Origin of the sequence: Rhizobium sp. Leaf262, assembly GCF_001422245.1 — a bacterium.
GTDB lineage: Bacteria > Pseudomonadota > Alphaproteobacteria > Rhizobiales > Rhizobiaceae > Agrobacterium.
The window spans coordinates 307,761-330,652 of record NZ_LMMM01000012.1 but is presented as its reverse complement, the minus strand read 5'-3'; the positions used below and the strand labels follow the sequence as shown (position 1 = coordinate 330,652).

Sequence of the window (22,892 nt, the reverse complement as noted above, 5' to 3'; positions counted from 1 at the left end):
TTGTTCCTTCAGGAACAAGAGCGTTTCGTTGATGCCTGAACCACCGCGCAAACGGTAAGATGCCCAGACGTGCGGGCTTATAAGGGTTTAAGGGCCTCAAAGTCAATCGCCGAACCGCACAGCCTTTCCCGGCTCTTCCCGTCTGTATGACAGATAAGAAAATCTATGCTTGTCCCAATCCCAATATCTCGCTTTTTGGTGGATGAATTTGCTTAAAATTAGAAAGTCTTTCTTAAGGTAAGGTAGATATAGATTTACTGACAAACTATCGACAGGGGTTTCGTCTCTTGCATGTGTGCAACGGGCGATTTGAGGGGACATAGACGTGAAAATACGGGGCAAGATCAATCTTCTGGTGGGGCTTTTGAGCCTTGTAGCGTGTACCATTGGCGGATTGTCGATTTACGCCGTCAATGAATACCATGCACAGACACTCTCCCTCGATGCCGTGGCCGACCGTGCCCGTCATGGAGAGACCCTCAATCGCCTCGTGACAGCCGTGGTGATGGAATCGCGTGGTATCTACGCCGCCAAGGACACGGCCGCTGCCGCAAAATTTGCCGACGGAATTCAGAAAAACCTGGATGACATGGCTGCCCTGCTGACCGAATGGAAGCCACAGGTTCCCGCAACGCAGGCGGGCCAGTTCTCCAACCTCGAAAAGCGTTTCGCAGAGTTTCGCACCTTCCGGACGGAAACGGCCCGCCTAGGCCGCGAAGTCGGTCCGCAGGAAGCGAACGCCCAGGGCAACAACGATGCCAACCGCGAAAACCGCAAGGCCTATCAGGCCGATATCGACGCGGTGGTGAAGGGCGACCTTCAGGCACTCGAAGCCATCAAGACTGAAATCGAAACATTCGGTAACACGATCTTCTTCGTGGTCGCCTTCGTAACCGTGGCCGGTGTCGCCATCGGTGCAGTCTTTGGTCTTTACATCGGTTCGCGAGAGCTGAGCGCGCCCATTCTCAAGGTATCCAACGTCATGAACGCGGTTGCCGAAGGCAATCTGGATACGGAAGTGCCCTATCTCGACCGCAAGGACGAAATCGGCGAAATGGCCGCGGCAGTCGAGGTTTTCAAGCGCAACGGGCTGGAAGTGCGTCGGATGAACGCACAGGAAACCGCCATGCGTGCCAAGAGCGACGATCTGCAGGCCGGTATGGCGCAGGTTGTCGGTGCTGCCGCCGAGGGCGATTTCAGCCACCGCATCACCAAGGACTATGGCGACGACAACCTCAATCGCTTTGCGCAGAACATCAATTCGCTGCTGGTCAGCGTCGATACCGGCGTGACCGAAACCGGCCGCGTGATCGAAAGCCTGGCCCATGGCGACCTGACGCAAACGATGAACGGCACCTTCCACGGTGTGTTCGCCGAGCTTCAGGCGAACGTGAACGAGACGTTCAACAAGTTGAGAGCGACCCTGTCTGAAGTGCGTGGCAGCACGGAAAGCATCAACGGCAATGCCAATGAACTGCGCGCGGCGGCAGACGATCTGTCCAAGCGCACGGAGCAGCAGGCTGCCGCGCTGGAGGAAACATCGGCCGCACTCGACGAAATCACCGCCGTGGTGCGCAACTCCACCGACCGCGCGCAGGAAGCCAGCGCGATGGTCTCGGAAACCAAGGAAAAAACCGCCCAGTCCGCGACAGTCGTCCGTGATGCGGTTTCGGCCATGGGACGCATCGAACAGGCATCGCGTGAGATCAGCCAGATCATCAACGTCATCGACGAGATCGCTTTCCAGACCAACCTTCTGGCGCTGAATGCCGGCGTCGAGGCGGCGCGTGCCGGTGAGGCGGGCAAGGGCTTTGCGGTGGTGGCACAGGAGGTGCGCGAACTGGCGCAACGCTCCGCCAATGCGGCGAAGGATATCAAGGCGCTGATCACGAAATCGGGCGAGGAAGTCGGCAATGGCGTGACGCTGGTGCAACGCACCGGTGAGGTTCTGGACGAAATCGAGACCCGCGTTCTGGGCATCAACGATCATATCCACTCCATCGCCACGTCGGCCAAGGAACAATCCACCGGCCTGCAGGAGGTCAACACGGCCATCAACCAGATGGACCAGGTGACACAGCGCAATGCGGCGATGGTGGAAGAAACCTCTGCCGCCACCCACAAGCTGAGTGCCGAAGCGCAGAACCTCGTTTCTCTCGTCGGCAGGTTCCGCCTGGGCAACGAGACGGCCTCGGCCTACGCTGCCACGTCTTCACGGCCTGCTGCCGCATCGCCACGCTCTACCCCGGTGGCATCGCCAGCCCGTAAAATGATGGGCAACGTCGCCCGTGCTTTCAACGGCAATGCCGCGGTTGCCCAGAGCAGGGACGAGTGGCAGGAGTTCTGAGAACCATCTGAGCCGAATTGAAAAAGGCCCGCCGGGAAACCGGCGGGCCTTTCTAGTATGCTCGAGCGAACCGGGCTCGAACTCAGTTTCGCCCGGGGCGGTATTGGCTCATTCGGCAGGTGCCAAGGTGGGATCGAGCGCATCAATGCCTTCGTGACGGTCATAGGCAGCCTGATCGAGAATGCCCTGACGCTTGGCGACGATGGTCGGGATCAGCGCCTGACCGGCCACGTTGACCGCCGTGCGGCCCATATCGAGGATCGGATCGACCGCCAGCAACAGCCCGACGCCTTGCAGCGGCAGACCGAGCGTGGACAGTGTCAGCGTCAGCATCACGGTGGCACCCGTCAGACCCGCCGTTGCGGCAGAGCCGAGAACCGAGACGAAGGCGATCAGCACATATTCCTGAATGCCAAGCGGCAGGCCGTAAAACTGCGCAACGAAGATGGCGGAAATCGCGGGATAGATGGCCGCACACCCGTCCATCTTGGTCGTCGCACCCAAGGGAACAGCGAAGGCGGCATATTCACGCGGCACACCGAGATTGCGCTCCGTGACTTGCTCCGTCACCGGCAGGGTGCCGATGGAGGAGCGGGAAACGAAGGCAAGCTGGATGGCTGGCCATGCGCCGGAGAAAAAGCGGATCGGATTCAGCCCGTTGGCCACGAGGATGGTAGGGTAGACGACGAAAAGCACGATGGCGAGGCCGATATAGATCGCTGCCGAATACCAGCCGAGCGATGCCAGCGCCTCCCAGCCATAGACGGCAACGGCATTGCCCAGAAGACCGATCGTGCCGATGGGCGTCAGGCGAATGACCCACCACAGAATCTTGCGCGTAATGGCCAGCAGCGAGCGGTTGAACGCCAGAAACGGCTCTGCCTTCTCACCCACCTGCAAAGCGGCGATGCCGACGGCGATGGAAATGACCAGTATCTGCAAGACGTTGAAACTCAGCGCGGTCGTCGCACCACCAGGTGTGACCTTGGTCGATGCCTGAAGACCGAGCAGGTTGGCGGGGATCAGGCCTTTGAGGAAGTCGAGCCACGAGCCGGTGCTGGAGGGAACCGCCGCCGCCGTTGCCGCCACGCCGGAATTGATGCCCGGCTGGATCAGCAGACCCAGCGCAATGCCGATGAGAACGGCGATCAGAGCCGTGATGGCAAACCACAACAGCGTCTGCCACACCAACCGCGCCGCATTGTTCAGCTCCCGCAGATTGGCGATGGAAGCCACGATGGCGGTGAAAATCAGCAGCGGCACGAGTGCGCGCAACAACTGAACGAAGATCGAGCCGATGGTCGAGAGCGTCTGAACCAGCCAATTCGGCCCAGCCTCGGTCGCGCCCATCTGCCGGGCGATATAGCCCAGCGCAAGACCTACAACCATGGCGGCGAAGACTTGGAAGCCGAACGACGTGTAGAAGGGCTTATGTGCCCGTGTGGTGGATGAAGCAGACATTTTGTATTCCATGAAAGCGCTAAGGTGAAGGAAACAGCGCAGGAGGTGAGGTTGCCTCTATATTTGGCATATCGCCTGAAATATCAACGTATGAGATTGCGCGCTCTAGAGCGCTACTGGAAATTTATTTCAGCCACTTTGCGGCGCGTGTTGAACTTTGAATATGCGCGTAAAGAAAGTTTTGTCTGAAAGACGCTTGAGGAGAAGGGCGATGATAGCCGTGGCGATGATGGCAAAGGCCAAACGACCGGCAAGAACGGCATAAGCATCGGCACCGAGCGACATCATCAAGAGGGAATCTTCTATCACGCTATGTGCAAAACCCATGAAGACGCAGGAGAGAAAAATCTGGCGTGGGGAAATTTTACCGGATCGCGCTTCGCGGATCAACAAGCCTGCACCGTAGGAAATGCCGAGAAAAAGACCCACTGCAGTCAGATGCTCGGCCTCCCCACGAATGCCTGCCAGCCGCAGCAAAGGTGCAAGTGCGACCATCATCAATTTCAGAAGTCCTGTCGCTTTGAGGATTTCAAGGCACCACGACAGGACGAAGAGGACGATGAACATGGTCACCAGCGTTTCGCCTAGCCCCCAGAGATAATCAACCCAATCGGGCGCCGTGCTCATCGGCACCCAGGTCGGGTCGACCGGCGCTGACAACCAGCCAGTGGTCGACAGGATTTGATGCAGCAGAAAAGCATAGATCAAACCGCCGCCGATCCGCAGCGTCGTCGTCGCGATCATTCCGGGCCCGGCTTGCTGGATGATCTTCTGCTCCATGGGCAGTCCATGCGCGAAAAGGATAAGCGCGGAGAAGATCGTGACATCTGCAACGCTGAGGGCGGAAACGGGCACAAGCGTGAAGATAAGCGGGACAGCGGCCCAGATACCCACCAACATCGCGGACAGCCATGCCAATCCCAGTTCGGACGGTAGGCCGAGGATGTTCATGACGGGAGCAAAAACGGGAGAGAGCGCTTCTATAGCCCCGACCCTTGAGAGGAATTCGGTGGCAATAGCAATCGGGACGGTGATGCGGACCAGCAACCAGTAAATGGCAAGTGTGTGCCGGGTGCCTGCAAAAAGTGACGTTATAAATGACATGGGAAGCTCCGTGTTGGGACTCTCCTTTGCTAGCGCGAATGCCCGGGATTTTTGGTCAAAGATTGCACGTTCATGCAATTTTATTGCAAAGCTCCACTGTGCCGATACAGTGACACCCATGGACAAGATCGACCGAAAAATTCTGAACCTGATGCAACGCGACGCATCGCGAACCAATGTCGAGATGGCGGAAGCAGTCAACCTGTCTCCCTCCAGTTGTCTTCGGCGTGTCCAGCGCCTCTACAAGTCTGGAATTATCGAGCGCGTTGTCGCCATCCTCAACCCCGCTAGAACGGGCCGTGGTATCAAGGCACTGGTGATGGTGGAATTGAGTTTGCATGGTGAACAGCATATGCGCCGCTTTCTTGAGATCGCCTCTGCTGAGGAGACCGTTTCGCAAGCCTACGCCGTGACAGGCCAGTCCGATGTCGTTCTGATGATGCGTTTGCGGGACATGGAGGAATTCGACACTCTTTGCGACAGGCTTTTTCGCGATCAAAACAACGTCGCGCGCTTCGTCACCATGATGGTGATAAGAACCGCGAAGGAAGAAACCGCAGTTTCTTTGTGATCGTAACAGGCGGAGTACGGAGGACACGATCAAAAACATTCATCGGGCTCATAAGCCTCGCAGAATGGATTCTTCGATTTGAACCCCATAGGGTCTATCGCAATGAGTCATCTCGAGCGAGCATGGCTGGGTGCTTGATCGTGTTTGGAGAAAGTTTTGATGGCGCTTCTCAACGAAAATGCGATCCACCCCATCATCCTGCCGGACGGGTCCGTCTACAGAGACACGGTTTATCTAAAAAATGTGATCGACCATCCGCGGATGGAGATAGGGGATTACAGCTACTACACCCATTCGGGAAAGCCCGAAGATACCGCCCAGATTTTGGCCCCTTTTCTAGGGCATGGCGTTCGCGAGCGGTTGCTGATCGGGAAATTTGTGCAAATAGCGAGGGGAAGCTATTTTATTACCAGTTCCGCAAACCATCCGATGAATGGATTTACGACTTATCCCTTCCGCATCTTCAAGCCAGAAACCTTCGGCTATCAGGACCTTCCGGTGAAAGATACGGTCGTCGGTCACGACGTCTGGATCGGACAAAACGCCGCCATTATGCCGGGCGTGCAGATCGGCGCAGGTGCCATTGTGGCCGCAGCCGCAGTCGTCACCCGCAATGTGCCGCCTTACGCCGTTGTCGGTGGAAACCCTGCAACGATCATCCGGATGCGCTACCCGGACGACGTCATCGATGAATTGCTTGAGCTCGCTTGGTGGGACTGGCCATTGAGCAAAATAGAGGCCAATCTGCCTGCACTGACCGGTGGCGACATGGCCGCACTGAGATTGGCTTAGCCGCTTTGAGCGGCCACTCCGCTGCGCCGGAAGCTTCTCACAACCCGATCTCATTCGCCCAAGGCGGGTTCGCCCCTGCGCGCGACACCGTTACAGCCGCAGCCTTTGCGCCGAGCGCCAGTGCCTTGGCGATCTGGTCTTCTGTCAGTGCTGCGACCTGTGGCTTGGTCAGCAGGCCCTGAAGCTTCAGCGAGGCGAGGATGCCGGCGTCGAAGGTGTCGCCTGCGCCGACCGTGTCGACCACCTCTACGCGTTCGCTGGGGACTTCCACGCGCAGGTTCGCGGTGTAGCCAACTGCGCCTTCCGCACCGCGGGTGACGACGACGAGTTTGGCGCCTTGGTGTAGCCAGTGGCGGGCAAGCGTGTCTTCGTCGCCTTCCAGACCGAACCAGGCCAGATCCTCATCAGAGAATTTGACGATGTCCGATTTGGCGGCCATGCGGTTGATGCGTTCCAGATGATTCTGCTTGTCCTTGATGAAGCCGGGGCGGATGTTGGGGTCGAGCGAGATGACGCGTTTTTCGTGCTCGCGCATCAACAGCGCTTCATAGGTGCCGCCGCAGGGTTCAGGGATAAGGCTGATCGCGCCGAAATGCATGGCTTCGCAATCGGCACCGATGTTGGGCAGATCGGCTTCGGAGAGCATACGCAGCGCCGTGCCTTCATCGTAAAAGGCGTAGGTCGCGTGGCCATCCACCAGTTTGACGAAGGCGATTGTGGAGGGGCGGTGCGAGAAGGCGCAGAGGCTGTAATCGACATTGCTGGCCTTCAGCGTGTCCTTCAGGATTTCGCCCATCATGTCATCGGCGATGCCGGAGAAGAAGGCGGAGGGAACGCCGAGACGCCCCAGCGCGATGGCCGTGTTGAAGACCGCCCCGCCTGCATAGGGCGCAAAGCCCGGCTCGCCTTTCGTGGTCTCACGCGGTAGCATGTCGATCAGGGCTTCACCACAACACAGGATCATCCGGTCCTCCTCCGTATCAAAAACTAAATCGATTTAAACAAATTCGCCTGAAATGGCCAGATGTCTGCCAATCGAAAATTCTTCCCCAAACAAGATCAGGATTGCGGCAATTCGCTGACCCCGCCGCGGGCAGCAGACCATGGCAGCGGGTTGTCGAGAAAGGCCTCGACTTCCGACAAGGTCTTGTCATCGAAGAGTTTTTCCGCGCGGGCGACGGCCAGAACATTGCGCCATGTGCTCAAGTAATGCAGCTTCACGTTTCCGTTGCCAAAGCGTGCTTCAGCCTCCGGGAAGATGCCGTAATAGAACAGCGCAATGCCGTGATCGACAATGCCGCCAGCGGCTCTGATAGCATTGATGAAGGTGAACATGGAGCCGCCAGCGGTCGTCAGGTCTTCGATGACGAGCACGCGCGCACCCTCAGGCATATGGCCTTCGATCTGCGCATTGCGGCCATGGCCCTTGGGCTTCTTGCGGCAATAGATCATCGGCAGGCCCAAGCGTTCCGCCAGAAAGGCTGCGAAGGGAATGCCCGCCGTTTCACCACCGGCCACGCAATCGAATGTCTCGAAGCCAGCATCGGCAACGATCTTGGCTGCGGCGAAATCCATGACGGTGGAGCGGATGCGGGGATATGAAATCAGCTTGCGCATGTCGATATAGACCGGGCTCTTCATGCCGGAAGCAAAGGTGTAGGGGCTTTCAGAGTTGAAATGCACCGCCTTGATTTCCCACAACATCTTCGCAACAAGTTCCGCCACAAGCGCGCGATCCGTGAATGTAAACTGGGACATCGGCATTTTCCTCTTTTGATCATCGAGTGCATAAAAAAACTGCCGGATAAACCGGCAGCGATTGAAAAATTCAGGCAACGTCCCAGTGCAGCGGGAACATCGGGTCGAACACCGTGACCGGACCTGCGCCGGTGTCGATCTTCTCCGGGAAGCTCACCGGATCATCGCGCTTGACCATGGTGATCGTGTCGTCGTTGGACGCCAGACCATACCATGCCGGGCCGTTCAGCGAGGCGAAGGCTTCGAGTTTATCGAGCGCGTTGTCCTGCTCGAACACATGGGCAAGGCAGCTCATGGTGTTGATGGAGGTGTAAACACCGGCGCAACCACAGGCGCATTCCTTCAGCGGGTCCACATGCGGGGCGGAATCCGTGCCGAGGAAGAAGCGCTTGTCGCCAGACGTGGCGGCAGCGCGTAGTGCCAGACGATGCTCTTCGCGCTTGGCCACTGGCAGGCAATAATAATGCGGCTTGATGCCGCCCACCAGAATGGCGTTGCGGTTGATGATGAGGTGGTGGGTGGTGATGGAACCGGCCAGATTGGCCTTGGATGCCTTGATGTAATCCACGCCATCGCGCGTCGTCACATGCTCCATCGTGACTTTCAGTTCCGGCAGGCGCTGGCGCAGCGGGGCCAGAACCGTATCGATGAAGACCTTTTCGCGGTCGAAAATATCCACTTCCGGCGTCGTCACTTCGCCGTGCACGCAAAGCGGCAGGCCGATCTTCGCCATGCGCTCCAGCACCGGCATGGCCTTGTCCATATCCCTGACGCCACCGTGGGAATTGGTGGTGGCACCGGCGGGGTAGAGTTTGACGGCGGTGATGAGGCCGCTGTTCTTGCCTTCTTCCACGTCGTCAGGGCTGGTGTGTTCGGTGAGGTAGAGCGTCATCAGCGGTTCGAAACGATCCCCCGCTGGAATGGCTTTGACGATACGGTCCTTGTAGGCAATCGCATCTGCCGTCGTCACCACCGGGGGCACGAGGTTGGGCATGATGATGGCGCGCGCGAAATGGCGGCTGGTATCACCAATCACGCCTTCCAGCATCGCACCATCGCGCAAATGCAGGTGCCAGTCATCAGGGCGGCGAAGGGTGATCGACTTCATCGTGGGGCTCCAAAGCATGTCGCGCAAAAGTGTGCCGCGGTTTTGCGATAACGACATGCGTAAAACAAGACCGACAGCTTGCTGGAATTGCGCCCGTTTAACACCATTCTGCGCGAGAAGACAGCGCCAAAAACCACTTTTTCAGCGCAAAAGCTGGCGTTAAATCGCGCCCGCCTGCGGACCCCAGACATCGGTCATGGCAAAACCATCGGCCAGCGGATCGTTCGGGTCGAGCCAGACCTGATGCAGGCCGAAGGTGAACCCGCGCCCGGTAATGGTGGGAATGACTGCCGGTTTGCCAGCAACGTCCGTGACCGCCGACAGGCCCACCTCGAACTGTGTGCCGATGATGGAGCGGGATGTGTAGGTGTCACCGACCTGCACCTTTCCGCGCGCATGCAGCGTGGCCAGATTGGCTGAATTGCCGGTGCCGCAGGGCGAGCGATCCGCCCGGCCCGGCCACATGGTGGTGCAGGTGCGGATGGTGCCATCGGCTTCGGTATCGCGGAACATGACATAGGCCACGCCCGAAATGGCGGGGATTTCGGGATGCACGACGGGGATTTCGCGGTTGACGATATCCTTCAGCACCATGCCCGCCGTCACCAGTTTCGCCGCATTGGCCTTTTCGATGGTCAGTCCGATCTGGCTCACATCTACCAACGCGTAGAAAATGCCGCCATAGGCGATATCCATGCGGATGCGGCCCCAATCCGGCGTGTCGATCTCAACATCCAGCTCATGCACGAAGGATGGCACCATGGTGAGTTTCACCGTCTCGCAGCGTCCATCGCGGCAGGTGGCGGTTGCCTTTACCAGACCGGCAGCCGTTTCCAGCATGACGATGGTTTCCGGCTCTTTCATCTCCACCATGCCGCTTTCCAGCAGCGCGGTCGTGGCGCAGATGGAGTTGGAGCCGGAGCTTGCATGCGCCTGATCCGGCTGGAGAATGACGAAAGCAGCATCTGCATCCGGGTGCTTCGGCGGCAGCAGCAGATTGACGGAGCCGATGGGCGCGCCGCGCGGCTCCAGCGTCAGGAAGCGGCGAAGCTCTTCGCCTTTCGGATCGGTATTGAGCCAATGCAGCTGCTCGGCCACCGTATTGCCCGGAATTTTCGGCACGCCACCTGTCGCCACACGCCCGATTTCACCTTCGCAATGAACATCGAGAAGCTGAATTGTGCGTCTGAAGCGCATGGGGACCACTCCGAAAATGGATTATTATCAGCCGGTCATATCCGATAAAATACTGTTTGTATATTGCGTGTTCAGCGATCCCGGCATTCGGAATTTCCGCGATTGATAGACAGGCTGCAGTCGTTCGACCGTCGTGTGCTTCCGTTCAGTGCCTGCGGATCGACAACGCTGGTTGCCGTGTCTCCCACCGAACCGACCGTGTTACCCACGGAGCGACCAAGGCGCTCGACCTGTCGCCCGTAGTTTTCCCGCGTGCGCGGATCGAACACCGCAATCGGTGCGCTGACCACGACGCTCGCCGCCGTGCCGACCGTCTGCGCGGCACCAATGCCCACGGCACCGATGGCTTCGCCGAGGCCGACATCGGAATCCGTTACCGTCTGCCCGGCAATCAACCGGTCGCCGATGAGGCGCACGACCTCGGGGCTTTCAGCGAACTTGCCATGGTTGAGATTGTCACCGGATTTCAGCTTGGTCAGGTCAAGCACGGTGATTCCAGCACTCTCCAACTGGCTGCGATAGGGCTCCGCTGACGGATCGATCTGGCCGAGGCGGTCGACATTGCCGGAAATGCGACGCGAGAGGCTGAGCGCCCGGTCATCCTGAGAGACGAACAGCGTGAATTTCGGCTTTTCCTTGCCAAGGCTGGCGTATTGCCGGGCAAACACATCCACATCGAGATCGGGTGCAGCCAGAATGACATTGTTGATCTTGGGATAAACCCGGCCATGGCGGATCGCCATCTGGCGCAAAGCCTCCACCGCAAGCCAGGTACCCATGGAATGCGCCATGATGGTAACATCATTGATCGAGCCATCTTTGGCCAGCCGTGTCAGCATCTCTTCCAGCGCATCGCGGGAATAATTGGTGCTTTCCTTATCGTAATTATAATCAAACACGCTGGCGCGCGATGGCCATGTAAACACGACCGGCATCACATCGGAGCCGGAATCATGGACGATCTGCGCAAAGCGATAGACCGATTCCTCATAGCGGTTGTTGAAGCCGTGCACGAAGACCAGCACGCGCTTGCTCTTCAGGCTGTGGCGCTTGATCCAGCTGCGGCTTTGCGCCTCATCGGCAATCGGCTCGACGGAAACGGTGGTGAAATTCTTGAGTGGATCGGCAGGCAGCTTCTTCGGCCATTGCACCTGGCCTACCTTGCGGTTCGCCGCAGGTGGAATGGACACGGTTATGGCATCCACCTTCAATCCCGTACCACGCTCACCGCCAAACAGAATCGCCTTGTCATCGGACGGCGCACGCGTGGTCGCCACAAGCAGGTTGACCGCAGACGTGCCCTGCACGACTTGCCCTGTGGGTGTCATGACCCCGATAGGACGTCCGCCGCAACTGACAAGAAAGGCAAGCAGGGTAACTAAAGCAACGAGCCTTGCGGCCATTCCGATACTCCGGGAGCAGGACGGAGGTTCCATCGTCAAAATGACGAGCGAGAGCCTCGGCAATCAATTGCTCCCTTATTGCAGAATAGCCCTACATAAGCCAGCCGCGAAACGGGCATATGTCGTTCTTCAGGCAGACCGGGCCTCAACCGCGTTGGAGTGATGAAACCCTTTTATTTTCGTCGGCAGGTCTATCTGTCGTCACATTCCTGATGTCGGCCTGTCGTTTTGATAACGGCATCATGATTTCACGTCTCGTATGTTGGTTACACCGTGAACCGCTACGTTCAGCGACTGAGCGATCACGCCATTGAAAAGCGGACAGACGAAGAACAAGTCGCGATAGGTCTGCGTCGACGCGTTTTCTAGAGCATGAGCAACCGCTCGTAAAAAAACCGGACCGCTTTTGAACGCATAGGTTCCAGCCGAGGCTTCTTCGGAAATGACCTTTTTTTCTGCGGCTTCGACAACTTTGCCATGGGCGTCCTTCCGCAAGTAGCTGTAGATTGGATTGGTGCTGGCAAAGGTCAAAGCAATGCCGCCATCAGTAGGGTTTTCGTCAAAATGGCGCGCTGGATCGAGGTCCGTCGTGTACAGGATGTCAGCAAGGTCGATCAGCAACGGTCGATTGTCGCTGCCAAGTTGTACGGCAGCGCCAGCCAGGCTGCTGAGAGCGGCACCAGCGGTGAAGTGAGAGATGAAAACGACTTTGCAACCGGGAAACCAGGCCTCCAGATGCGACTCCGCAAAAGCACGGGTTTCGCGCCGATCGTGCAAAACGAATGTATAGGCCGTAGGCGCGACCTTCCCGGCCCACGGGCGCTGCATTAATGTCGCCTGCAAAAACGGCTGAGGATCGCCGATATTCTTGAGCGCCTTTACGCTGCCATCCGCTGACACGAAATCCGGTCCTGCCAGGGGAACCACAATGGTGACGTCAGAACCTGCCATCGTCCATCAACCGGCCATCGACATCGGCGCATCGACCGACACAGGCGCTCCACGCTCGACCAGAAATGCAGTCAGATCTTCTGGCGTTCCAAGACCCTTCATCGCATCGCGGCCGACCTCGTAGACCCCGATCCTGGCACCGTTGCGGATCATATAATTGTAAGCCGGGCAGGTGTAGAACTCGTTGTTGACGCGGTCATTGCTGGCAATCATGTCAATGGCCGCACGAACAAAATCGGAGCCACGACGAAATAGGTAGATGCCGACGGTCGCGAGATCGGAAATCGGCTTTTTCTCGGCGACCTCTGTTACCAGCCCATTCTCATCGACTTTTGCAAAAGACCATTTCGGGTCCATATCGGCATCGCGAAACACCAGGATAGAACCGTCGAGCTTGCGATCAAGGCAATCCTTGACGAAAGCACTGCAGTCGAAATCGACCCATTGATCGGAGTTTGCAACGAGCATTGGCTGGTCGTTGTCGAAGGTGCTGCGCGCAAGGAGCAAGGTACAGGCGGTTCCTTCAGTCAGGCGGTCGACCGTTCGAATGGTCACGCCCATCTCATTCAGACGCTCCACATCGGCACCACATGTCTTGATATGTTCGGCGCGCAGCAAGACCGTGGCACTCGCGTTTGTCGGGCAAACGTTTTCGATGACATGCTCGAGCATCATACGTCCATCGACATTGATGAAGGGCTTGGGTTTGCGCCAATTCTGCTTGGCAAAGCGGCTTCCCTCACCGGCAGCAGGTATCATAACGTTGATGAGTGTGTCGGTCGTTGGTTGATCACGCAGATTGGCCGCAAGTTCGGTAGCGGCAAATTCCGCGACTTTTTCCGGTGAATAGAAACTATAATATTTGGACGCGTCGATTTTCACATAAGCGACGGTCATGTCCTGAAGGATGATCTGGTTGAGCGCGGCCGAAAAGTAATATTGTCCATCGACCTCATCGCTGCTGAGAATAGCGCGACGAGCGGCAGCGAAGAAATCCCCTGCGCGTTTGAAATAGTAGAAACCGGCAATGGCGATATCGGAGACCACACGCTTTTCCGCTGCCTGGGCGACACGGCCATGCTCCTCTGGCACGATGTAGCACCATCTGGGATGGACTGAGCGAAAGGTGATGACGCCGGACGCCACATCGTCCTGCTGAAATTTTTCGAGGATGTCCATGAGGGGCACATCGATGATCTGATCGCTGTTGCAGATGACGAGTGGCTGTTCGTGGTCAAGTTCGTCGCCTGCAAGAAGTGCTGAACAAAGCCCGCCTTTGGTCTCGCCAACGCGTTGCACAACCCGGGTATGGTGTCCGCCGACAATTCTCAAGGTTTCATCGAGAGAAAACTTCCGCGCATCATCGGCAGAGATGATGAAGCAGAAGCGGGCGCCGGGAATCGACGTCTTCAAAGCCGATACGACCGAGTCTATCATCGGTTTGCCAGCGATTTCGATCAACGGCTTGGGAAAGAAATACTCCTGTTCGGGAAAGAACTGGGAGTGGCTGGCAATCGGCATGAGAATCTGCATAGCGAATCCTGACTGATGTTACGCTATCTTGCGTGGTGAAATATCGTTGTTGCCGACATTTCCCGAAACACGGCTATTCATCAAAATGTTGGCGTCCGCGTCCGCGCCTTCTGCGAGCAATTGCGTCATTTCCGCAAGCTCGATTTCGTTGATACGGGCCATGATGCGTTCGTAGGTCACGTCTGCCGGTGTCCCCACGACAAGCACATGACCGCCGCTTGCGCGGGCGGCGCGTATTCCATGCTCGTTATCTTCCAAGATAAGGCACTCATGCGGTTCGACGCCAAAGCGCTGCATCGCAGAGAGATACATTTCTGGATCAGGCTTGGCCTTGACCACGTCTTCATTGGAAATGATCTCGTCGATGAAAGGTGTCAGTGCCGCAAGCCGCATCATCACTTCAATCGAGTTGCGGATGGAGTTCGAGCAAACGGCGATCTTGCGACCACTTTTGTGCAATCGTGACAGAGCTTTCTGATGGTGGAAGACCGGCTTGCAACGCAAATGCGTAAGCTCGATCGTATAGTTCTGCTTGAGATTGTTGATCAGGTCACTCAGCCCACTTGGCAGACCGTGGGCCGCACTCAGAATCTCCAGCTTGCGGCGGGTCGGCAGACCGTCAAAGGTCGACAGATGGGACTCTCGGCTGATGGTGTAACCGAACAATTCAAGAGCGCGGTTAAGCGCCTCATAGTGCCAATCCTTGGCATCGATGAGGACGCCGTCCATGTCGAACAGAACCGCTTTGATCATAATGTTGCACTCCTGAAAAATGACGCCGCCTCATCCGGAAAATCGGTGCACAGCAATATGGAAGACATGGTCAGATCGACCCTGTTACTCAGCTCTTCCCAGACAGCTAGATGCGGTCTCCTGTGGAGCTCAGGGGAGACAACCGCGATCGGCTTGCCCAGTGCCTGAAGTTTGACCGCCGCTGCAACTTGAGGAAACTGGCCCGTGAAATTATCCAGCCAGATGCCCGAGCATCGGTCAGCCAGAGCAGGTTCGGGCTCATATTCGCTCACACGGCTGTAGGCAGGCATATCTGCTTTCAAATAGGCAAGCATGTCAGGAATGGACATGTCGAACACAAAATATTGCGAAACGCCATAACGTCGAAGAGTGTCGTCAGCGATCGTGGCCAATCCATCGGATTTGATGTTGAGTGCGAGCACCCCGTCACATTTGTTGGAAACGTAGAAATCGAGAAGCCATTCAAATGAAATGATGTCGTCGGACGTTTTTGGCGGATCATGGGAAACGACCAGCGCCCCATCGAGATCGCGGATATCCGTTTCCAGCCCATAGCCAGCCAAAAGTGCACGGGAGAACGCTTCGCGTGAGTTTTTTGTAATACTGTCGTTCCAACTGCCGCGATGTGCCAGAATATGACTTTTAGCAAGATCACTCATCTTAAAACTGCCCCGTTGCAGCTCACCTGCCGACGAACTTTGTCATCGCCGTTCTTATTTTGATTTGAATCGAGATATTCTATTTTCCATTAAAGATATCGAGCTTGCGCCAAGCTTATTGCCAGACGTGCAATTTTCTCAAAATACTGTGCATCGACCTATCGTGCCCGGCGTTACTTTCGTCAGTTGATACGAAAGATCGAAAAGACACTATAAAAGCGGTTTTGGAAAACAACGACATGCGCAATGAACATCGTCGCGCCCAAAGCTAGACCGTTTAAACATCATTGGATTATGGAACAGGATGCAAAGCGTCAGTTCGGCCTCCGCGAGAGACCACGCATGGTCGCTCATTTGGCAGATTGTCTTTTGCAGATTTTTTAGAAGAAAAATGGCGCACCCGAAGAGATTCGAACTCCTGACCCCCAGATTCGTAGTCTGGTGCTCTATCCAGCTGAGCTACGGGTGCGTGCCGTGGAAGCATGTTCCGTTGGCGTGGCGATCCTCTAAAACGTCCTCGGTTTTAATGCAAGCGATTTTGCTGAGAAATTGTCATTTTCGTGTAATGAAATTACTAAACATTTGAAATTTATGTGTTTTTTGATTTGGTGATTTTCACGGCAAAGAACTGACGTTGAAATTGGCTTTGCCCGGTCAGGCGTCTCCAACCGTCGCGGGGCGTGTCTCGGTCGCAGGGCGATCAGGGATTTCGATACGGAACTGGGTACCGTGGTGAGATTTTTCCACGAGCGCGATGGTGCCCTTGTGCGATAGCACGAGCTCACGCGCGATGACGAGGCCGAGGCCGGTGCCGCCGGAGCGGGCAGAGCCGCGGAAGGCCGAGAAGAGGTTCTCGCGGGCTTTTTGAGGCATGCCCGGTCCATTGTCATCGATAACGATGCTGACGACGTCTGCGTGGCGCTGAGCGGCAATGGTCAGGCGCTTGTCCGGGTAGTCTTCGTCGCTTGCCTGTTGCAGGGCCTGAACCGCGTTGCGACAGAGATTGTAGAGGACGCGGAACAATTGCTCGCTGTCGGCATCGATTCGCAGACCCTGCGGAACGGTATCGACGAATTCGATGCGGCTTGTCGGATCGATGGCAAGGATGTCCTTGACGTCCTGCACCAGCTCATCCAGATCGACAAGACGGCGCTTCGGCGCGCCTTCTGTGGCTTGGCCATAGGCCAGAACTTCGCTGGTATAGCCCACGGCGCGGTCGATGGTGCGCAGCAGTTTCGGCGCAAAGCTTCGTACCATGGGGTCCTCGACATCGACCAGCCTGTCTGACATCAGCTGGGCAGACGACAGTATGTTGCGCATGTCGTGGTTGATCTTGGAAACGGCGAGGCCGAGATCGGCGAGATTCTTCTGCTGCTTCAGCGTCTTTTGCAGCTGCGTCTGCATGTCGGCCAGATGTCGACCTGCCACGGCAAGCTCATCGCTGCCATCGTCGGGTCTGAACACCCGTGACGGGTCATCCGGCTGGTCTGAAAACACCTGCATCCCGACAGTCAGCCGGCGAATGGGCCGAATGAGAATGCGATTGATCGACACGAAAATCAGGCTGGCGGTAATCAGGGACAGGGCAACCGAAATCATCAAGACGTTGCCAGCATAGGCGATCATCGCAGCGCGCAGCTTGTGTTCGCCGATGACGATCTCGATGATCATGTTGCTGTCGCCGATGACATCGAACACACGAATGACGCGATTGCCGCCAAACAGCAAAACGGAGAAGGCGTCCCGCACGGCAGCCAGTTGCGAGACATCGGACAGATCATATTGATCGTCCACGCTCGGTGGGACTTCGGTGGCAGCCAGCAAAGTGTTGGTGCCGTCTTTTCTCAGCGCGATCAGCTTTGCACCGGTGGCCAGCAAGGTGTCGTTCTGGACGCTTCTGGGCAGTTCGGTCTGCAGGCCATCGATGACAACACCGGCTGCTGCCGCAGTGTTGAGCCGGTCGCGCAGCCACGAAAGGCGCATATTGGCGACGGACGGTACGAAGATCAGGACTTCGGCGATCATGACGAAAATCACCGTCAGCAACAGAAGGCGACCGGACAGGCCTTTCGTCAAGGCCGGTACCTCGCTCTGCGGGTCAGCCTGCCGACTGTCGGTCCTGTTTGTGATGGTCGAAAACACCAGGCCTGTTCCTGTTGTTGCATGGGCCATTGGTGTCATATCGGCGCGAGACCCGAATTCCAAGCGTTAATAGGCTTTTCGCACGATTTTCAAGCGCATGGACACGCTTACGCAGTGAGGTGTCGTCAGGTCCCGCGAAAAAACAAACCCGCCGATCAGTTCAGCGGGTTCGTGATAGGTACAGGCTGACATGACCGGCAGCGGATGCGCGGCTTGCAGATCGTCAGGCCGTCTTCGCCAGCCCAGACAGCGCCTTGACTAGACCCTGCGTCGAGCTGTCATGGCCTTCAGCACTTTCCTTGCCTTCGACCACGGGCAGAAGGCCGGTTGCCAGTTCCTTGCCAAGCTCCACGCCCCACTGGTCGAAGGAGTTGATGCGGAACAGCACGCCTTCCACGAAGACGCGGTGTTCGTAAAGCGCGATGAGGCGACCGAGCGCAAACGGCGTCAGCTTGTCGTAGACGAAGGTGATGGACGGGCGGTTGCCGGTGAAGACGCGGTGAGGGGCGATGAAATCGGCCTTCTTGTCGTCCATGCCCTTGGAGGTCAGCTGCTCTTTCGCCTCGGCCAGCGTGCGGCCCTTCATCAGCGCTTCCGATTGTGCAAGGCAATTGGCGATGAGCAGCTGATGCTGGTGGCGCAGCTTCGGCTCGAAACCATTGGCGGCAATCATGAATTCGGCGGGAATGACGCTCGTGCCCTGGTGGATCAACTGGTAGAAAGCGTGCTGGCCGTTCGTGCCGGGCTCGCCCCACACGACAGGGCCGGACTGACCTTCGACAGGCGTGCCATCGATGGTGACGCCCTTGCCGTTGGATTCCATATCCAGCTGTTGCAGATAGGCCGGGAAGCGCGACAGGCGCTGGTCGTAGGGCAGAATGGCGCGGGTCGAGTAATCCAGCACATTGCGGTGATAAAAGCCGATGAGGCCGAGAAGCATGGGCAGGTTTTGGCGCACCGGCGCTTCGCGGAAATGGGTGTCCATGGCATGTGCGCCATCCAGGAACTTGCCGAAATTGTCAGGGCCAATGGCAATCATCAGCGGCAGGCCGATGGCCGACCAGATGGAGTAGCGACCGCCGACCCAATCCCAAAAACCGAAGACACGGTCGCTATCGATGCCGAATTTCGCGACCTTGTCGAGCGCGGTGGAAACAGCGCAGAAGTGGTGGCCGACGGCCTCTTCGCCCAGCTTGTCGGCGATGAAGGCGCGGGCCGCGGCCGCGTTCGTCATCGTCTCGATGGTGGTGAAGGTTTTCGACGCGATGATGAAGAGCGATGTTTCCGGATCGATCAGCTTCAGCGTATCGGCAATATGCGCGCCGTCGATGTTGGAAACGAAATGCGCGCGCGGGCCATCGTGGAAGGGCGCCAGCGCCAGCGTGGCCATGACCGGGCCGAGATCGGAGCCGCCAATGCCGATGTTGACGATATCGGTGATCTTTTTGCCGGTTGCACCCTTCAGCGTGCCGGAGCGGATGGCATCGGCGAATTTGCCCATAGCAGCCAGCACGCCGTTCACGTCAGGCATCACGTCCTTGCCTTCGACAAGGACCGGGGTGTTGGAACGGTTGCGCAGTGCCGTGTGCAGCACGGCGCGGCCTTCGGTGAAGTTGATCTCCGCGCCGGAGAACATTTCGTCACGCTTTTTCTCGACGCCGCCTTCGATGGCCAGCTTTTCAAGAAGCGCCAGCACCTCGTCATTCACGGCGCATTTGGAGTAATCCATCAGCAGATCGTCGAAGCGCACGCTGAATTGCTCGAAACGATTAGCGTTTGCGGCAAAAGCGGCGCGAAGATCGGTGGCGGCAGTCTTCGCGGCAGTGGATTTCAGGTTTTCGACGATGGCCTGCATGGAATGCTCCTCATGCTCCGTGGAAGGATGAGGAAACTATTCTTTTTCATCGGGCTAAATCAAGGCGAGATAGCTAAATCGATTGAAATATCGTAAAGCACACCAATCAGTTAGCCAGCTTTCGAAGTTCACGCCGCAGGATCTTGCCGACATTGGTCTTGGGCAGTTCCGGCAGGAACTCGATGAACTTCGGTCGCTTGTAGTTGGTCAGGCTTTTGGCGCAGAAGGCCTTCAGCTCTTCCACCGTCAACGCCTCATCTTTTTTCACCACGTAAAGCTTCACGGCCTCGCCGGAATGCTCATCCACAACGCCCACTGCGGCACATTCCTGCACGCCGGGATGGGCGGCGGCCACCTCTTCGATTTCGTTGGGATAGACGTTGAAGCCCGAGACGAGGATCATGTCCTTCTTACGGTCCACGATTTTGGTGTAACCGGCCTCATCCATGAAACCCATGTCGCCGGACCGGAAGAAACCATCCGGCGTCATGACCTTGGCGGTCTCATCCGGGCGCTGCCAGTAACCCGGCATGACCTGCGGGCCGCGAATACAAATTTCGCCCACTTCGCCAAGCGGCAGACTGTTGCCGTCATCATCGCGAATGTCGATGTCGGTGGATGACACGGGAAGGCCGATAGTGCCGCTGAATCCGCTCGCCGTCAGGCAATTCACGGTCGCCACCGGCGAGGTTTCCGAAAGGCCATATCCTTCGCTGATCTGAGAACCGGTGACGGAGGTCCAGCGTTCGGCAACAGGTCTTTGAACCGCCATGCCGCCGCCCAGCACCAGCAGGAGCGAGGACAGGTCGAGCTTGCGGAAATCCTCATTGTTCAACAGCGCGTTGAACAGCGTGTTGATCCCCGGAAAGATGTGGGGCTTGTAAGCCGACAGCTCTTTGACGAAACCGGGAATATCGCGTGGGTTGGCAATGAGCAGATTGTGTCCGCCCAGCGCAATACCCATCAACGAGTTCACCGTGAGCGCGAAGATGTGATAGAGCGGCAGGGCGCAAACGAAGTTCAAGACCTCTGGCCGGTTCTTCAGCGCAAATACCGGCTCCATCCAAAGCGCGATCTGGGCTTTGTTGGCCAGCAGATTGGCGTTGGTCAGGATCGCGCCCTTGGAAACGCCCGTCGTGCCACCGGTATATTGCAGGAACGCCACGTCGCTGCGGCCGATATGGGTGGGCTTCAAGTCCATTTGACGGGATTGCGCCAGAACATCCTTGAAGCTGACAGCCTGCGGCAGCGCATAGGCCGGCACCATCTTCTTGACCTTGCGGACCACAAGATTGACGATGTGGCCTTTCAGTCCGAGCAGATCGCCCATCGTCGCGACGATCACATGTTTCACATCCGTCTTGGGCAGCGCCTGCTGAACGACATGGGCAAAGTTTTCCAGAACGAAGATCGCTTTCGCGCCGGAATCCTTCAACTGGTGTTCAAGCTCGCGCGGGGTGTAGAGAGGGTTGACATTCACCACGGTCAGCCCGGCACGCAGAATGGCATAGGTCGCCACGGGGTTCTGCAGAATATTCGGCATCATCACGGCGACGCGGTCGCCCTTTTGCAGGCCAAGTTGCTGCAGCCACGCACCGATGCGGCGGGTCTGTTCTTCCAGCTGGCGGTATGTCAGCGATTTGCCCATGCTGGAAAACGCCTTGCGATCCGCATAGCGCGCGCAGCTTTTTTCCAGAAGTTCCGCCAGCGAGGCGTAGCCGAGGTCGGGAAGTTCCGCGGGCACTGCCGGCGGATAGGATGCAAGCCAGGGCCGCTGTACGATGCGGGTCTCCTCACGGCTCAAATTCATGTCGTTCATAGTATCCTCCCCATGCCGGCATTTGCAATCATCTACGATGCGCGATCATACCTGTCTGCTCCTCAGCCCGACAGGTGCGCCAGCGAATATTGCAATCGTAGATGAAGCCTCCAAAACCATCCACTCACATCAGCGTATTTAACTCTAACGTAAACGTCAACTATTGCCCGTCCAAATCCCATTGCATCTGTTGTGAAGGGGAGAGCGATTGGCTTTTGACTTTAATCCTGATTTGAGCAATCAACAAAGCGGACAGAAATGCACGGAAACCGCCATGTCAGAAATCGCCGCTCTCACACTCAGCACCATCGGAAAGCGTTTCGGCGATGTTGATGTGCTTGAGAATATCGACCTGACGGTCAGGCGCGGCGAGATCATCTGCCTTGTCGGGCGTTCCGGCTGCGGCAAATCCACCCTGTTGCGGATCATCGCCGGTGTGGAAACGCCTGACGCGGGATCTGTGATGATGAACGGGCGCGAGATTGCCGGGCCGACGACCTTCATGGAACCTGAAAAGCGGCGCATCGGCTTCGTCTTTCAGGATTACGCGCTGTTTCCGCATCTGACGGTGGAGCAGAATGTTCTCTTCGGCCTGAAGGGCCAGCCGAAAGCGCAAGCCAGAGCGCGGGCAGCCGATATGATCGAGCATGTGCGGCTGACCGATCTGGCCAAACGATATCCGCATACGCTGTCAGGCGGGGAACAGCAGCGCGTCGCGCTGGCACGGGCTCTGGCGCCCAAGCCTGACATTCTCTTGATGGACGAGCCCTTTTCCAATCTGGACCGTGGCCTTCGCGACAGTGTACGGGAAGAAACGCTGGGCTTGCTGAGGGAGCTGAAGACGACGGCCATCATGGTGACGCATGACCCGGAAGAAGCGCTTTCGGCAGGTGACCGCGTGGTGCTGATGCAGCAGGGGCGTATCGTTCAGATCGGTACGGGATATGAGGTTCACGATCATCCCGTCAGCCGTTACGCCGCCGACTTCTTCTGTGCCTTCAACAAGGTGGAGGGAACGGTGCGCAACGGCCATCTGGCAACACCCGTGGGCGATTTTCCGCACATGGGGGCTTTCGGTGAAGGCAGCCGCGCTTATGCTTACATCCGTCCCAGCGCAATTTCGCTCGCCGATGGAAACGGTGGGGACGGGGTGTCGGGCCGCATTACCCATCGGGTCTTTATGGGCGAGATCGAACAGGTGTCGGTCAGCGTCGACGGTCTGGCGCAGGCATTGCGCGTGCGCAGCATGAACAGAAGCCCTGCAAACGCCGACCATGTCACGCTTTCCATCGCGAAAGACAGTGTGCTGATGTTTACCGCAGATTGAAAACGGATATTCGGGTCCGAAAAAGGGCGTCGAATTCAACTCAAAGTGACGGTATACCCCTAGAAATCGGTTGCGCATAACTTGATTTATTCGATCAGGTATGGTGCATGCA

The 22,892-nt window shown here is 57.3% G+C and carries 18 protein-coding genes and 1 tRNA gene; 4 read left to right on the top strand and 15 right to left on the bottom strand.

Translation table 11 applies throughout. From position 1 onward, the window contains the following. Positions 1-325: 325 nt before the first annotated feature. Entirely contained in the window at positions 326-2,347 is a 2,022-nt protein-coding gene (locus ASF29_RS12565; protein WP_062451006.1) for a methyl-accepting chemotaxis protein, read from the top strand. Between the two features lie 108 nt (positions 2,348-2,455). Here ASF29_RS12565 and ASF29_RS12560 read toward each other — a convergent pair whose 3' ends face one another. Both ASF29_RS12560 and ASF29_RS12555 read right to left on the bottom strand, forming a co-directional pair. Continuing rightward, positions 2,456-3,808 carry a dicarboxylate/amino acid:cation symporter gene (locus ASF29_RS12560; RefSeq protein ID WP_062451005.1) on the bottom strand — a complete coding sequence of 451 codons (1,353 nt, stop codon included), beginning with the start codon at positions 3,806-3,808 and terminating at the stop codon, positions 2,456-2,458. Positions 3,809-3,937: 129 nt separating this feature from the next. Beyond that, the gene (locus ASF29_RS12555) at positions 3,938-4,912 is read right to left on the bottom strand and encodes a nucleoside recognition domain-containing protein (RefSeq protein ID WP_062451004.1); all 975 of its coding nucleotides are present in this window, start codon (positions 4,910-4,912) and stop codon (positions 3,938-3,940) included. A 118-nt stretch (positions 4,913-5,030) separates the two neighbouring features. On the opposite strand from ASF29_RS12555, the gene ASF29_RS12550 reads away from it, so the two are divergent. Both ASF29_RS12550 and ASF29_RS12545 read left to right on the top strand, forming a co-directional pair. Beyond that, positions 5,031-5,483 carry an Lrp/AsnC family transcriptional regulator gene (locus ASF29_RS12550; protein ID WP_062451003.1) on the top strand — a complete coding sequence of 151 codons (453 nt, stop codon included), beginning with the start codon at positions 5,031-5,033 and terminating at the stop codon, positions 5,481-5,483. Between the two features lie 159 nt (positions 5,484-5,642). Further along, on the top strand, positions 5,643-6,275 hold the full coding sequence (locus ASF29_RS12545; protein ID WP_062451002.1) for a CatB-related O-acetyltransferase: 633 nt from the start codon (positions 5,643-5,645) through the stop codon (positions 6,273-6,275). Between the two features lie 37 nt (positions 6,276-6,312). Here the strand turns inward: ASF29_RS12545 and ASF29_RS12540 are convergent, their stop codons facing one another. The 13 genes from ASF29_RS12540 to ASF29_RS12480 all read right to left on the bottom strand — a co-directional run bounded on the left by ASF29_RS12540 (position 6,313) and on the right by ASF29_RS12480 (position 21,453). Continuing rightward, complete coding sequence (locus ASF29_RS12540; RefSeq protein WP_062451001.1) at positions 6,313-7,239, bottom strand: carbohydrate kinase; 927 nt, start codon at positions 7,237-7,239, stop codon at positions 6,313-6,315. Between the two features lie 95 nt (positions 7,240-7,334). Further along, positions 7,335-8,033, bottom strand: a complete 699-nt coding sequence (locus ASF29_RS12535) for an orotate phosphoribosyltransferase (RefSeq protein ID WP_062451000.1) — start codon at positions 8,031-8,033, stop codon at positions 7,335-7,337. A gap of 70 nt (positions 8,034-8,103) precedes the next feature. After that, a complete protein-coding gene (pyrC, locus tag ASF29_RS12530) occupies positions 8,104-9,141 on the bottom strand; it encodes a dihydroorotase (RefSeq protein WP_062450999.1) in 1,038 nt (345 codons plus the stop codon). Between the two features lie 159 nt (positions 9,142-9,300). After that, entirely contained in the window at positions 9,301-10,338 is a 1,038-nt protein-coding gene (locus ASF29_RS12525; protein WP_062450998.1) for a 4-hydroxyproline epimerase, read from the bottom strand. A gap of 71 nt (positions 10,339-10,409) precedes the next feature. After that, a complete protein-coding gene (locus ASF29_RS12520; protein WP_062450997.1) occupies positions 10,410-11,741 on the bottom strand; it encodes an alpha/beta hydrolase in 1,332 nt (443 codons plus the stop codon). Positions 11,742-11,981: 240 nt separating this feature from the next. Then, positions 11,982-12,641 carry a hypothetical protein gene (locus ASF29_RS12515; protein WP_200925536.1) on the bottom strand — a complete coding sequence of 220 codons (660 nt, stop codon included), beginning with the start codon at positions 12,639-12,641 and terminating at the stop codon, positions 11,982-11,984. Between the two features lie 57 nt (positions 12,642-12,698). Further along, positions 12,699-14,225 carry a glycosyltransferase family 2 protein gene (locus tag ASF29_RS12510; RefSeq protein WP_062450995.1) on the bottom strand — a complete coding sequence of 509 codons (1,527 nt, stop codon included), beginning with the start codon at positions 14,223-14,225 and terminating at the stop codon, positions 12,699-12,701. 18 nt (positions 14,226-14,243) lie between these two features. After that, complete coding sequence (locus tag ASF29_RS12505; protein WP_082453478.1) at positions 14,244-14,978, bottom strand: HAD family phosphatase; 735 nt, start codon at positions 14,976-14,978, stop codon at positions 14,244-14,246. Next, entirely contained in the window at positions 14,975-15,637 is a 663-nt protein-coding gene (locus ASF29_RS12500) for a hypothetical protein (RefSeq protein ID WP_062450994.1), read from the bottom strand. Before ASF29_RS12500 ends, ASF29_RS12505 begins: the two co-directional genes overlap by 4 nt. Positions 15,638-16,029: 392 nt before the next feature. Beyond that, positions 16,030-16,106 (bottom strand) — tRNA-Arg (locus ASF29_RS12495). 185 nt (positions 16,107-16,291) lie between these two features. Further along, positions 16,292-17,662 carry a HAMP domain-containing sensor histidine kinase gene (locus ASF29_RS12490; RefSeq protein ID WP_244473547.1) on the bottom strand — a complete coding sequence of 457 codons (1,371 nt, stop codon included), beginning with the start codon at positions 17,660-17,662 and terminating at the stop codon, positions 16,292-16,294. Between the two features lie 340 nt (positions 17,663-18,002). Continuing rightward, positions 18,003-19,634, bottom strand: coding sequence for a glucose-6-phosphate isomerase (pgi, locus tag ASF29_RS12485; protein ID WP_062450993.1), 1,632 nt, complete (start codon positions 19,632-19,634; stop codon positions 18,003-18,005). A gap of 106 nt (positions 19,635-19,740) precedes the next feature. Next, complete coding sequence (locus ASF29_RS12480) at positions 19,741-21,453, bottom strand: long-chain-fatty-acid--CoA ligase (protein WP_062450992.1); 1,713 nt, start codon at positions 21,451-21,453, stop codon at positions 19,741-19,743. A 274-nt stretch (positions 21,454-21,727) separates the two neighbouring features. On the opposite strand from ASF29_RS12480, the gene ASF29_RS12475 reads away from it, so the two are divergent. Beyond that, positions 21,728-22,780: an ABC transporter ATP-binding protein gene (locus tag ASF29_RS12475; RefSeq protein WP_062450991.1), complete on the top strand. Its 1,053-nt coding sequence runs from the start codon at positions 21,728-21,730 to the stop codon at positions 22,778-22,780. The last annotated feature ends 112 nt before the right edge of the window (positions 22,781-22,892 follow it).